The 14,596-nt window shown below is 30.6% G+C and carries 9 protein-coding genes; all 9 read right to left on the reverse strand.

All coding sequences use genetic code 11. The annotated features are described in order from the left end of the window. Positions 1–10 precede the first annotated feature (10 nt). Positions 11–3,124: an efflux RND transporter permease subunit gene (locus tag V6137_RS02005; protein ID WP_425446207.1), complete on the reverse strand. Its 3,114-nt coding sequence runs from the start codon at positions 3,122–3,124 to the stop codon at positions 11–13. Between the two features lies 1 nt (position 3,125). Then, positions 3,126–4,262, reverse strand: coding sequence for an efflux RND transporter periplasmic adaptor subunit (locus V6137_RS02010; RefSeq protein ID WP_425446208.1), 1,137 nt, complete (start codon positions 4,260–4,262; stop codon positions 3,126–3,128). 179 nt (positions 4,263–4,441) lie between these two features. Beyond that, positions 4,442–5,584, reverse strand: a complete 1,143-nt coding sequence (locus V6137_RS02015; protein ID WP_425446209.1) for an ABC transporter permease — start codon at positions 5,582–5,584, stop codon at positions 4,442–4,444. Beyond that, a complete protein-coding gene (locus tag V6137_RS02020) occupies positions 5,571–6,725 on the reverse strand; it encodes an ABC transporter permease (RefSeq protein WP_425446210.1) in 1,155 nt (384 codons plus the stop codon). Before V6137_RS02020 ends, V6137_RS02015 begins: the two co-directional genes overlap by 14 nt. A gap of 39 nt (positions 6,726–6,764) precedes the next feature. Then, positions 6,765–7,823, reverse strand: a complete 1,059-nt coding sequence (locus V6137_RS02025) for an HlyD family secretion protein (protein WP_425446211.1) — start codon at positions 7,821–7,823, stop codon at positions 6,765–6,767. Between the two features lie 23 nt (positions 7,824–7,846). Beyond that, a complete protein-coding gene (locus V6137_RS02030) occupies positions 7,847–9,406 on the reverse strand; it encodes a TolC family protein (protein WP_425446212.1) in 1,560 nt (519 codons plus the stop codon). Between the two features lie 25 nt (positions 9,407–9,431). Continuing rightward, positions 9,432–9,899, reverse strand: a complete 468-nt coding sequence (locus V6137_RS02035) for a MarR family winged helix-turn-helix transcriptional regulator (protein WP_425446213.1) — start codon at positions 9,897–9,899, stop codon at positions 9,432–9,434. Between the two features lie 187 nt (positions 9,900–10,086). Beyond that, complete coding sequence (locus tag V6137_RS02040; RefSeq protein WP_425446214.1) at positions 10,087–11,232, reverse strand: TolC family protein; 1,146 nt, start codon at positions 11,230–11,232, stop codon at positions 10,087–10,089. Positions 11,233–11,247: 15 nt separating this feature from the next. Continuing rightward, a complete protein-coding gene (gene secA, locus V6137_RS02045) occupies positions 11,248–14,550 on the reverse strand; it encodes a preprotein translocase subunit SecA (RefSeq protein WP_425446215.1) in 3,303 nt (1,100 codons plus the stop codon). Positions 14,551–14,596 lie beyond the last annotated feature (46 nt).

Consider the following 14,596-nt stretch of genomic DNA (forward strand, 5'->3'; position numbering starts at 1 on the left):
TAACCACTTGTTAAGCACTTTTTCTTTTAAATATCTTTACTTTAATAAATCTTGCAAGATCATCAAACAACGTATAGACAACTGGTATAAATACTAATGTTAGTACTGTAGATAATAATAGTCCTCCAATAACTGCTGTAGCCATAGGTGCTTGGGTCTCTGCTCCCTCACCTATTCCTAATGCCAGCGGGATAAGACCTAAAACAGTAGTCAATGTAGTCATAAGTATTGGTCTAAGTCTTATAGGTCCTGAGTTTATTATTGCTTCAGTTCTATTTTCCCCTTCTCTTCGTCTAGTATTTATATAGTCAATAAGCACTATTGCATTATTAACCACTATTCCGGCCAACATAATAAATCCTATTAATGCTGGCACACTTAGAGATCTTCTAGTTAAGAACAATGCTAATGCCCCTCCTGCAAATGCTAATGGAACAGATAACATTATGCTAAATGGATGTAATAAAGACTCAAATTGAGATGCAAGTATCATATACACAAGAACTACGGCCAATATAAGAGCTAAACCTAAGTCTGAAAATGCATCATTTAACTCTTTATTTTCTCCTCCAAATTCATAACTATATCCCTCTGGCATATTATATTCATCTATTTTTAGTCTTATATCATCTGTTATACTCTTTAAATCCCTACCTAAAATTTGACTTGTTACAGATACTGTCCTTACCTGTCCATCTCTATTTATACCTACAGGTCCCCTTTCTATGGAGATATCTGATACTTGAGCTAAGGGCACTCTTATGTCCATAGGAGTGTCAATAAAGCTCTGGCCTAGGTTGGAAATACTTTTGCTAAATATTTCATCTCCTTTAACCACTATATCTATCTCATCCCCATCAATCTTATAACGAGTTGCCGTGGTCCCCGATATAGTACTTTTTACACTATTTGCAATTTGGGCTGCAGTTAACCCATATTGAGATGCCATTTGTCTATTTATTTTTATTCGGACTTCTGGAATTCCGTCAGATAGAGTAGTTTCAACACCTCTAGTTCCATCTATTGATGTAATAATATCTTTGAAATCTTCAGATATAGTTTTAAGTGTGTCTATATCATCACCTTTAATATCTATGCTTATAGGAGCTCCTCCTGCTCCTCCCATCATCATACTAGATGCTTCACTAACTTTCTTATCTGCTCCAGGTATGTCTTTAATCCTACTTCTTAATTCATCGGCGATTTCAGAAGTGGATCTATCCCTTTTATCTAAATCAATAAGGCTAACTGTTATACTCGCCTTATTAGAATTATTTCCTCCAAAGGAAATAGCACCGCTAGAACCTATATTTGATAGTACAGATTCTATTTCAGCGACATTTTTTATTTTATTTTCTATTTTTGTTACTATATTATTAGTTTCTTCTAATTCTGCCCCTTGAGGCAAAGATACACTTATTGTAATTTGTCCTTCGTCTACTTTTGGAAAAAATTCTGCCCCTACACTAAATATAGATACCATACTAACCACAAATATTAAAATAGCCAGTAACACTGTTGTCTTTCTATGTGTTATAGCCCACTTCAATATTCTCTTATATATGGATTCAACTTTGAAAAACAGTTTGTCGAAGGTATCGTATATAATAGAAAAAAGTCTAAATTTATTATTATGTTTTTCTCCTTGTTCTCTATCAACCTTTAAAAACTTAGATGATAGCATGGGTATTATCGTTAAAGAAACCAATAATGATGCTATAAGGGACATTGTAACAGTAAGAGCCAGCTCTTTAAATATGGTTGAAGCAATTCCTTCAATAAATACTATTGGTAAAAATACTGCTATTGTAGTTAGAGTAGATGCAGTAACTGCTATTCCAACTTCCTTAGCCCCTTTTATGGCAGCTTCCTTTCTAGAGTAACCATCTTGTCTAAACCTATAAATGTTCTCAAGTACAACTATTGCATTATCTACAAGCATACCTATCCCTAAGGCCAATCCACCAAGGGTCATAAGATTTAGTGTAATATCATTAAAATATATAAGTATGAAAGTTGCAATTATTGATATAGGTATTGCCGTACCTATTATTATAGTAGTCCTAAAATTTCTTAAAAATAGATATAATATAACTATAGCTAAAATAGCACCTATAATAGCATTTTGCATAACATTATTTATTGATAACTTAATAAACTCCGATAAATCTAAAACTACCTTTATATTTATTCCATTTAAATCTTCTTCTAAATTTTTTATTTCTTCATTTACCCTATTAGCTACAGTTACAGTATTACTACCCGATTGTTTTTGTATAGATATACCTATACTCTTATTGCCATTTAATTTAGATATTGCATCTAGCTCCTTATTTTTGAACTTCACTTCAGCTAAATCTTCTAAATATACAACTCCACCAGTTTTAAGGGGAATGGGTAACCTTTTTATCTCATCAATTGATTTAAATTCCCCCATAGTTCTTACTATAAGATCTTGACTTCCCTTTGTAACCCTCCCCCCTGGTAAATTTAGATTTTCTGCTCCTATTATCTTAGATATATAGTCTATAGAAATCCCATATCCCATCATTTTTCTTTGATTTAATGAGACCTCTATCTCTCTTTCATATCCACCGATAATATCTATGGAAGCCACTCCTTCTAGTCTTTCTAGCCTGGGCTTTATAGTATCCTCTGCTATATTTTGAAGTTTTGCCAAATCCCCTCCATTAGATATAGCAATATTCATAATAGGCTGAGCATTTGGATCTATCTTCATTACCATAGGATCATTGGCTCCATCCGGCAAATAGCCCTTAACTAAATCTACGTTCTCTCTCATTTTCAATGAAGCAAAATCCATATCTGTTCCAAAATTAAATTCTGCTATAACTATTGAACTTCCCTCTGATGATACAGAACTTACATTTTTTATGTTATCAACTGTAACAATTGTTTCTTCCAAAGGCTTAGTAATTAATTTTTCAATCTCTTCAGGCCCTACTCCCCTATATGTTGTTTGAACTATAGCCACTGGCACCTCTATTTCTGGTAATAAATCTATTGGTAGTCTAGTCAAGGAAATAAAACCTAGTAATAGAATAATAAGTGTTATCATGATTATTGTTACAGGTCTATTTACAGCTAACTTTGATAAATTCATACTATTCACCTCTTATTATTTTTACTTTTTCCCCTTCGTCTGTATAATTTTGTCCTTTAACTATAACTTTTTCTCCTTCATTTACACCTTCCACTATCTCTATATATTCTCCTGTATCCAACCCCGTTTTTACTTTTCTTCTTACAGCTCTATTTTCTTCTACTATATATATAATATCTTCTCCTTCATCCTTTACAACGGCTTCGCTTTTTACTGATATTACGTCCTCTCTTACATTAGTTTTAATATCAACTTTAGAGAACATTCCCGGTTTTATTTTTCCATTTTCATTATCCACATATATTTTAACTGGATATAACTGAATCCTTTGATTTACTGATGGACTAACCGTATTTATTTTTCCAGTTACATCTTTTAAAGGAACAGAAGGTATATCTATATTAACCTCCATCCCCTTGTAAATTTCATTTATTATGTCTTCAGTTACATTTATCTCTACATACACTTTATTTGCATTAACTATAGTCATAGATGGCTGAGTATTTGTTGCAAACTCTCCTTCTTCAATATTAACCATTGAAATCACACCACTTATAGGAGAACTAATATTAGTATTATCAATAGCATCTAATGCTTGTTGATAGGTCACCTTTGCCTGTTCTACTTGAGTTTTAGCAGCTTCAAGAGAATTATTAGATGCAGCTATTTTAGCCTGTTCATACTGAGCCTTTGTAGCTGCCCCCTGTTCATATAGTTCCTTTGTTCTTTGAAAGTTCTTTTGGGCATTATCTATTTTTTCCTTTGTAAGTTCAAAGTTAGCTTTGGCCCCTTCATATGCTACTTTTGCTTGTTTTACTTTCTTTTGGATATCATCTTTTTCTAATGTGAATAATATATCCCCTTTATTGACTTTATCTCCCACTTCCCCTTTTATACTTTCAACTTTACCTACTATCTTGGGTAATATCATAACTTCCTTATCCGCTTTTATTTTACCACTAAATGTACTTACATTAAATAAAGTTTTCTTTTTTACATCTTCAACATTAACAGGAGTATAGTTTTCTTCTTTTTTTACACTATTTCCCTCTGTATCTTTATTATCACTCCCACATCCCACTAAAACTCCAATACTAAGTAATAATATTACAACTATTAAACTTAATTTTTTTGACATTATCCATTCCTCCTTATCCTTGTTTGAAAACTGAACAGTCAGTCAGTTGTTTTCATTCTATTCTTAATTATAATAATTGTCAAGTGATTTTAATTAATATTAACAATTTAAGATATTATTGATTATACAATAATAAATCGTAAAAAAACAAGGCTGATCGGTCAGTCAGCCTTGTCTTTCTAACTAGATTGCTTTGAATTAACTTTAAATCGCACCTTAAACAACCAGATTGCTATAGTAAGCCATATTACTGCAAATATTATTAGTCCGTAAAAATCAGATTTTATAACACTAAAATCTGCTCCTTTAAATAATATTTCATCAAAAGGTCTTGCAAAGTACACAAGGGGCCATAATATTTTGCTTCCTATAACTAACATATTTGGGATATGTTCTGTCGTCCATACATATCCACAAGTTGCAAATGTGGGAAGTGATAACATATATGCTATTTGAACAAATTTTAATTTTTTCTTTACAAAAGAAGCAATTATAATAGCCATTGGGCTTATGGCTAACACAAATATAGTAGATAATCCTAAAGCAAGGGGAATGCTTCCATTAAAAGGAACCTCAAATACTTTTATAGCTATTAAAATAGCTATAAAAGTAGAAATTAAACAATATATTCCACTGGCTATTATTCTTGAAAATATTCTAAGTATAGGATTCTCCACGGCCATTTTATTTCCATTTTTACAAATAGATATACCAACACCAGAAAATGTTACCTGTTGTAAGAATACTGCTATAAAACCAAAAAGTAAGTAATTCATATATGTTATTTTAGGATCATATAGTATCCTATCGGTAAAGTTAAAGGGAACTACTGTTTTCTCTGCAATCTCAGGTAATTGTCCCTTAGATTGTATAAGTTTTATTTGAGTTCCTGCTGACACAGTTTGAATTATACTAGTTGCTTTTGAATAGGCATTATTTCCTATAACTATATTGGTACCATCAACTAGTATTGCCACCTCTGATCCTCTTAGTCCCTTAACATCCTGTGAAAAATCCTTAGGGATATAAACTGCCATATGAGCTTTTCTATCATTTATTACTTTTTTTAATTCCTCCGTAGTAGAAGGATAATATTTGACGATAAATCTATCATTATTATCAAAGTTATCTATTATCATTCTACTCATAGATGAATTATCCATATCCATTATTGCAATGGGTATATCATCTAAATAATCATTTATATATACACCTCCGAACAGAAATGTTAAAAATATTGGTCCTAAAAGCATTATTATAATTACATCCCTATCGCCTATTATCTCTTTTAAGTCATGTCCTATATATTTAAGAAGCTTCAATAACTTCACCTTCTTTGCATTTTGTAGTCTCTCCTTTTGAGTCCTTTTTACCTATAGATATTCCAAAAGCTCCTATGATAACTGTAATAGATATAAATGCAAAATACCAATTAATATCTGATACCATAGTTTCTATTTCTGTTCCCTTAAGAAACATATCTCTTATATTATCAGCATAATGGTAATATGGAAAAAATGAAGACACCTTTCTATAAGCAATTGGCATTGATAAAACAGGCCAAGTATATCCTATCATTATTGTATTGGGAACAAATATAACCGCATTTATAGTTGTTGCTATCATTTTATCAGGTATTATAGAAGATATCATAACACCGAAACTAGAAACAGAAAAAGATAAGAGGATACTCATTATTGCACTATCAAAAATACTCCCTCTAAATGGTATGCTCAATATATCTCTTTGAACAAATATTATTAACATTATGGATAAGAATCCGAATAATCCATAAAACAATATTTTACCTATTTGATACCCAATTCTATCCAATCTTTTATCAGATAGTTTTTTTTTCAATATAGATGATGCTGCTAATAGAGCTATAGCTGACTGTATCATAGCTATTCCCATTCCTATAGTGAAAAAGTTTTTATAATTCTGTGTAGGGTTATATAAATATCTTGTTCTAAATTTCAATGCCTGGGATATATTTTCCACTATATTTTTATGAACTCCCAATTTACCCCCTATTAGTTTCATTGATACACCAGTTTTAATGGTAAGCAATATCTCACTTGCTTTAGCTTTAGCAACACTCAATGTGGGCATATGGCTGCCATCATATATCATCAAAATTTTAGTATCATTAAGCTTTAATATGTCTTTATTAAAGTCTTTAGGTATAACCATAGCAGTCATTATTTCTCCATTTTTAAATAGTCTCTTAATTTCTTTATCACTATTTACATAATAATTAATATCGAAGGTTTCATTGGCATTAAATTCATCGATTATCATTCTACTCAAAGATGAATTATCTTGATCATATATCGCCAACGATATATCTTTTAAATGTCCCTCTTTAAACTGATATCCCAAAAGAAGATTTCCTAATATAGGTATTATAAAAAGAACTAGTACGGTTATTTTTCCCTTTCCCATTTTTTTTATTTCTTCCAAAAAAGAGCACCTAAAACTCTTTATCATTATTAACACTCCCTACTTAGGTAATTTAACAAAAGCTGTCATACCCGGTAATAATAATCTATCTTTATTATCTATTTTTATTTTTACCCCATAAGTTACTATATCAAATCCTCCATTATCATTGGTAGCCCTTTTAGTTGCAAAATCAGGTTTTCTGTTTATATGAACGACCTTTCCTTTAAATACTTTGTCAGGCGAACTTGATATCTTAATTTCCAACTCATCGTTTAAAGATATTTTATCTAATTTAGTTTCTTCAATATTTATCTCAACCCATGTATTTTCAAAGTCAGTTATGGTAGCTATGGACATTCCTGTAGATACAAGTTCCCCTTCGTTGGCATTTAATGCCGTAATAGAACCATTAATAGGTGATTTTATTTTTGTGTCTTTAAGATAAGCCTCTACCTCTTGTAGAGCACCCTTTGCCTGTTCTAACTTTCCCGATGCCGCTTGTTTCATGGCAAGTGCTTGAGCAACCAAAGCTTGTGCTCCATTTATATCTTCACTTCTAGCTCCTTCTTTAGCCATACTTAGCTTTTCTTTGGCAACTTTAAGTTGAGTACTAACCTCATCCTTTTTTTGGGCTGAAACTGCTCCCTTCTTATAAAGCTTTTTAACCCTCTCATAGGTTTTTTCCATTAAATTAACATATTCCTGTGCTTGGGCTATTTCTTGTTTTCTAGCACCATTTTGGGCCTTATCTAACATTGATTTTGCCGCCGTTACTTGACCCTCTGCTGCTTCATAACTAGCTCTTGCTGCCTTTATAACTGCTTCGGCCTGCTCTTTTTTCGCTTCTATTTCATCACTAGATATCTGTACTAGAATATCTCCACCCTTTATTTCATCCCCTTCTACTATATTAAGTTTTTTTATTCTACCAGGAATTTTGGTATTTACACTTACCTCTTTAGCTTCTATACTTCCAGTTACTATATTTTCACTATTGCCATCAAATAACCCCACTGCTTCACTGTCCTTTTTCTGTGATGTGCAACCAAAGGTAAATATGCTAGTGAGCAATACTATAAATAATAGTGATATTATTTTTTTATTTGTTTTTTTCATATAATCACTCCTTAATTTTATATTTAATAAGTATATTTAGCTATATCATTATAATATTTTTCTTTAGCAAGGTTATATCCATGTATTATTTCTACTATACTCTCCTCCACTTCTGCTAGTTTTTCCTCAGCTGCTAGTACTTCAACTATAGTACCAGCTGAAGATTCTAAATCAAGTTTTTTAAGCATCTGAGTTTCTACACCAAAACCTTCTTTATATTTATACTCTGCTATTTCAAGATTTTCTTTTACTGCATTTAACATACCCTCTGTATTTTTAAGCATTTCCCTTACAGTATTTAACCTATCAAAAGATTCTCTTATTGAGCTTTCAACATCAACCTGTATTTTATCATAATTTAATATATTTTTTTCTTTTAGAAGTTTAGCTTCTTTATATTGGAAAGTCTTGGGGGTATATTTTTTCTCCGCCAATTGGAAATTCAAGTTATATACAACCATTTCTCCAATCGCTTTTTTTATTTCCAATCTATTTTCTAATCCCATTTTTAAACCTTTGTCTATATCAGGTGCCTCATTTATATCATAGGAAACATCTACTATATTAACTTCTTTGTCTAGAGAAATGTTCATGACCTTTTTAAGTTCTATTAAAGCTTGCTTAAGATCCCCTTTTGCTTTTGTATATTCAATTTGGGTCTTTTTATAATATGTTTTAGCAAGTAGCATGTCATCTTTGGCCTTCATTCCTTCTTCATATCCAGCCTTTGCAAACTCATATTGCTTAGCTCCTCTATCTTGAGCCTTTTTCTTTATATCAAGTATATTTTGAGCCTTTAATACATCAAAATATTTTTTCTTAATGAGCATAGCTATTTGATTTTTATACATATCATATGATGCTAATGTTACCTCATATGATATATTAGCCATAACAGTCATTATTTCAGAGGTTGATTCTGCTCCAAAAGAACCTAAACTATCGAAATTTAATTTATTCGATAATGTACTACCTGCTGCTTGAAGGGAATTTATTAAAGATAATTGTCCACCATCTAATTGTTCCTTTTTAGAGTTTAATAACTCTTTACTATTTTTAAGTTGTTCCTCTTTTTGGTCTAATCCACTTTCTAACTTTGAAACAATCTGATGTTTCATACTATCTGGAAGTTGTAAATCATTTAAGTTAGTTCCAGCTTTAATCTCTCCTCCATTTGGTAATTGTATATCCTGAAAAACTATTCCTGAATTTAAACTGTTTTTAGCATTTTCCAGTTGTTTTTCAGCACTATTAAGTTGTTTCTCCTTTTTATTTATTGTTTGTTTTCCTCGCTCCAATAGATCTGAACCATCTTCTATTTCCCCTGACAAATACTCTGCCCTATCTTCAGAAACTTTACTTAACTCTATCTGGTTTTTTACTTTTTTTAAATCTATACTATTTCTAAGACCAACTAAAACAGCGTCCTCAACAGATAAATTAGAAAAATCCACTTTAGATTCTACATCTTTTACTTCTTCAGTAGACTTATCCTTATCATAGTAAAAAGCAAATGTCTCAGTGCTATAAGTCAATAATGTTATGATACTTAATAATACTATTGCTCTTTTAGTAAACTTCATTTTATTACCTCCCCAGTTGAATTTGTTATACTAATCCTCTTTGCATTTTACCTAACAATGCTATAAGATTCTCCTTTTCATAGTCATTTAACATAGTCATTGTTTCAGCAGACCAATCTTTATACTCATTTATTATATTTTTAGTTGCTTCCATTCCTTTTTTAGTTATCATAGCTATTACCTTCCTTCTATCTTTGCTACTTCTTTCCCTCCTAACATACCCTTGGTTTTCCAATCTATCTATCAGTCCTGTTATATTTGATTTTGTAACTAACATCTCCTCTCCTATTTCCGATAGTGTTAGTTCTTTTTTTGAATCACTATAAAGAATTACTAATAAATTGAATTTAGTGGCTGACATATGAAACTTATCAAAGAAAGTCTTATGGACCTCTTCTAAAATATCAGCAGTCTTCTTTAGCTCTATTATAGTCTTACCCGCTATAGGTCCTATCCAATTATAGCTTTCGAAAAGTCTTTTAGCTTTACCCAATTATACCACTCTCCTAAATATATAATATAAATATGTTTTATATATTAATTGTACATACGTTAACTATTATTGTTAAAAAATCAAGTAGTATTTACTACTTGATTTTTTATATTATATTAACACCATATATATTATATATCTTTATAGTTAATTTGTAAATAGTTAATCCCTTTACTATTATTATAACTTACTCCAAATATGATTCTAACTTTCCTTTAAGATTCATATAACTATATATACCAGTTACCTTTTGAAATTTAGCCTTCTTAAGGGTGTTCTCAGCATCTAATACGTCTTGTAGTATCCCTAATCCATTTTCATATTTTACTTTAGCAATCCTTAAATTTTCTTCTACTTTTTTTATATTATTATCATACTTCTTGATTTCATTTTCAAGACTATTAAGTTTTTGTAAATCAAGCTTTACCTCTATTTCTATATCTGTTTTCTTATTATCAAGGTTAATTTGTGCTTTATTTAAATTATATTGTTGATATTTGTATGGATAAGTATATTTATCATAAAATTTCTTATTTATTTCTGTTTCTCTAAGGGTAAATTCATATTTCTTTTTAACTTGATACATATCCATTCTATCCTCATATGCCTTCATAACGATCTCTTCAGCCCCGATGTCTTTAAACTTTTCAAATTCAACTTCCGAAGTCAATGTAAGTTCTGTATTTACAGGAAGTCCTAATAACTTATTTAAATTCATCCTAGCTGAATTATAACCTATATTTAAATTATCAAGTTCTATTTCTAAATCGGATAAATTTATTTCCGCCATGGTTACAGCAACCTCTGTTCCTACCCCATTTTTTAATTTGGACTTAGCTATTTTAAGTTGATCCTTAGCCCGTTCTATAGATTCTCTTTGTATATCTATAAGATTCTCCATTTTTTTCACTTCATAATATAGCTTTTCTACACCTAACCTAGTTTGTTCTATAGTGGATTCCTTACCCTTTTCAGCAAGTTCTATAGCCATATTTAGTCTATCGGGAGTAAGTTCTTTTGTTATTTCAACGTCATAGCCATATAAGCTATCTTGCATTGACATAGGTATAAATCCTTTATTAGCTAAATCTTGAGCATCCTCCAAATCTTCTATCCTTTTTAGCTGTTGTCTTCTTTGTGTATTAGCATTTTCTATCTCAATATCTGTAAGCTTTATGTCTTTACTATTTTCAATGGCATAGTCCTTGGCCTCTTCTAAGCTAAAGTTCATATTTCTAATATCATTTTCTGCCTCCACATTTTTGACATTTGTTAGTCCAATGGATACTATCATAAAAACGGCCATAACAAACACCATAACCTTATTTTTCATTTTATATCATCCTTTCTATTTTATAATAAAATTTTTAGTATATATAAGCTCATTTTTATTTCCTATCCTAAACTGATATCTTCCAGGGGAAAATCCCTTTTCTGGTTTATTTATAGATATATTAAATTTATTTGAACTCTTTATTTCAATTGAAATATTTTTCATAACCCTTGATTTATCTATATCTATAAACTGTCCCTTTAGCTTTACTGAGGAAATATCTTCCCCTTCTAAGTTTATATTTATAGGAATAGATATATGCTCATCTTCTCTATTTACTTCTTCTGCTACTATAAATGGTATTGCCATATTCTTATCACCAACATTAAGGATAAGTTGATACATCCCCTCAGGCCATCCATTTTTAGGTTTTTCTATATTTATTTTTACTTTATTATCTTTAATAGGTGCCTCAAATTTGATTATAGACTTATTTCTATATAAAATAGCTCCCTGTATTTTCCCTTTATTACTATCTTTTATTTCCACATTAAAAGATATATTTTGTTGAGCTTTAGAGAAAAATCTAATCTTACTAATATCTATATCGCTACTCTTCTTTTTATCTAATTCATTAAGATCCACTTCATCTGTAACAATAAAGTTAATATTTGAAGCCTCTTCTCCAAGAACAAAAACTTTAACTTGATACCATCCCTTTTCCCAATTTTTGTCTTTCGGTTTTGGTAATTCAACTGGAAATGCTCCTTCTATTAGAAGTTCCCCGTCATAGCCTTTCACCTTCTCCTCATATCCGTTTTCTAAATAATAAAGAGAAATCTTACCTTTAACTTTATCTGTGGCATTTATATTAACATTAAACTTTATAGATGGTAAATTCGCAGGAATATTTGGTAATTGTTTTCTGTTTACCTTATACTTATCTTCTAAATCAAGTATCCTCTGTCGTCTATCCTTTTCATTTTTTTTCTTTTCTTCTTTTACTATTTCCTCCTTAGTTACAAGACTAAAAATATGTTTTATTGTAGCCTCTGCTATTTCTGTATACATATTTTCAAATAGGTTAAAAGCCTCTCTATTAAATATCCTTATTGGTTTATCACCTCCAACTCCTTGAAAACCTATTCCTTGTCTTAATTGTTCTATCACATCTAAATGTTCCATCCACTTTTTATCTATATTCCTCATAAGAACTAATCTTTCAATATATTTGAAACTATTTTTGTCTATTTTCTCTTTCTTTTCATTATATATATTTAAACCTTTATCTATAATATTCTTTTTTATAGTCTCTCTATCCAACTTCTCTATTTCTTCTAATGGTAAATCTTTAAAATTAATTTCATCTTTAAATCCAAGACTACTTTTTAAATAATTTTCAAGACCTTTTAGGTCCCACTCTTCAGGATAACTCCCTTCCATAGTATAATGATCAACAGCCTTTATTATGGATTCTTCAATTATTGTAACTATAAAGTCCCCCATATCTTCTCCATTTAATATCTTATTTCTTTCATTGTATATGGTTTCTCTTTGTTTATTTAATATCTGATCAAACTCTAATGTATTCTTTCTAATACTATAGTTTATTGATTCTATATTCTTTTGAGTGCTCTCCACAAGGGATGATAGTATTTTATTTTGAAGTCCTTCCTCTTCTGAATCAGAATACTTTTCAAAGGTCTTTTTCATCTTTTCTATCCGTTCATCTCCTAACCCTTCAAATAAACTATCCTCTAGTGATATGAAAAACTGAGACTCCCCTGGATCCCCTTGCCTTCCAGCCCTTCCCCTTAGCTGATTGTCTATTCTCCTCGAATTATGTCTCTCGGCTCCTATAACAAATAAGCCTCCAAGTTCGGATACCCCTTCTCCAAGTTTTATATCTGTACCTCTACCAGCCATATTTGTAGCTATTGTAACAGCATTTTTCTCCCCTGCAGCGGCTATTATATTGGCTTCATCTTCATCTTGTTTGGCATTTAATAATTCATGTTTAATACTTCTCTTTTTTAACATATCACTTATTTTTTCCGATTCATCTATATATATAGTTCCTACAAGTACAGGTTGTCCTTTTCTATGTCTTTTCTCTATTTCTTGGACTATAGATTTAAACTTAGTTCTTCTATTCATATATATTATATCATTACTATCTTTTCTAATTGTAGGTTTATTAGTCGGTATAACATATACATCCATACCATATATACTTTTAAATTCTTCCCTTTCAGTATAGGCAGTTCCAGTCATTCCTGCTACCTTATCGAACATTCTAAAATAATTTTGATATGTTATTGTTGCTACAGTCTTGGACTCTTTTTGTATGTCAAGTCCCTCTTTAGCCTCTATGGCCTGATGTAATCCTTTGCTATATCTTCTTCCAGGCATAAGTCTCCCTGTAAACTTATCTACTATAACCACTTCCCCATCCTTTATAACATAATCCTGATCTCTTTTCATCATATTATGGGCATGGAGACTTTGCCTTATATGATGAAGTAACTCGATATTCTCTATATCAGCTATATTCTCTAAGTTAAATACCCTTTCCCCTTTATCCATTCCAGATTCTGTTAAGTTTACAGAATTTTTATCTGAATCTATATCATAATCTTCTTCTTTAAGACTTCTAACAAACTTATCAACAGTCATATAATATTGAGAAGGTCTATTTCCTTGTCCTGATATTATAAGGGGTGTCCTTGCTTCATCTATTAATACACTATCAACTTCATCTATTATTACAAAATTCCTATTTTTTTGAACCACATTATCTTTTATAACGGCCATATTATCCCTTAGATAATCAAAACCAAACTCACTATTGGTTCCATAGACTATATCACAACTATATGCTTCCTTTTTCTCTGCTGGAGTCATTTCCCTTTTTATAAGTCCTACTTTAAGACCTAAAAATTCGTGAACTTTTCCCATCTCTTCTCTATCTCTAGAGGCTAAATATTCATTAACTGTGACAATAAAAACACTATCTTCTGATAATCCGTTTAAATATGCCGGTAAAGTGGAAACTAATGTCTTGCCTTCTCCAGTCTTCATTTCAGCTATATTCCCATCATGTAATACTATCCCCCCCATAAGTTGAACAGGGAAATGTTTCATACCAAGAACCCTATATGAAGCTTCCCTAACCACGGCAAAAGCTTCTTCTAAGATATTATCTAAATCCTCACCAGATTTTAATTTTTCTCTAAATTCAGTAGTTTTAGCTTTAAGTTCTTCATCTGTTAACCCACTTATCTTATTTTCTAAATCCAATATATTGTCTACTCTTTTTTTTATTTTTTTCAGTTTTGAATCATGTATATTGAAAATATTACCTAAAATATTTTTCATTTTTTTCCTCCTACTTATATTATTTCAACTTACATTTTAACACTAT

Origin of the sequence: Dethiothermospora halolimnae (assembly GCF_037577855.1) — a bacterium.
In the GTDB taxonomy this organism is placed as follows: domain Bacteria; phylum Bacillota; class Clostridia; order Tissierellales; family VENL01; genus Dethiothermospora; species Dethiothermospora halolimnae.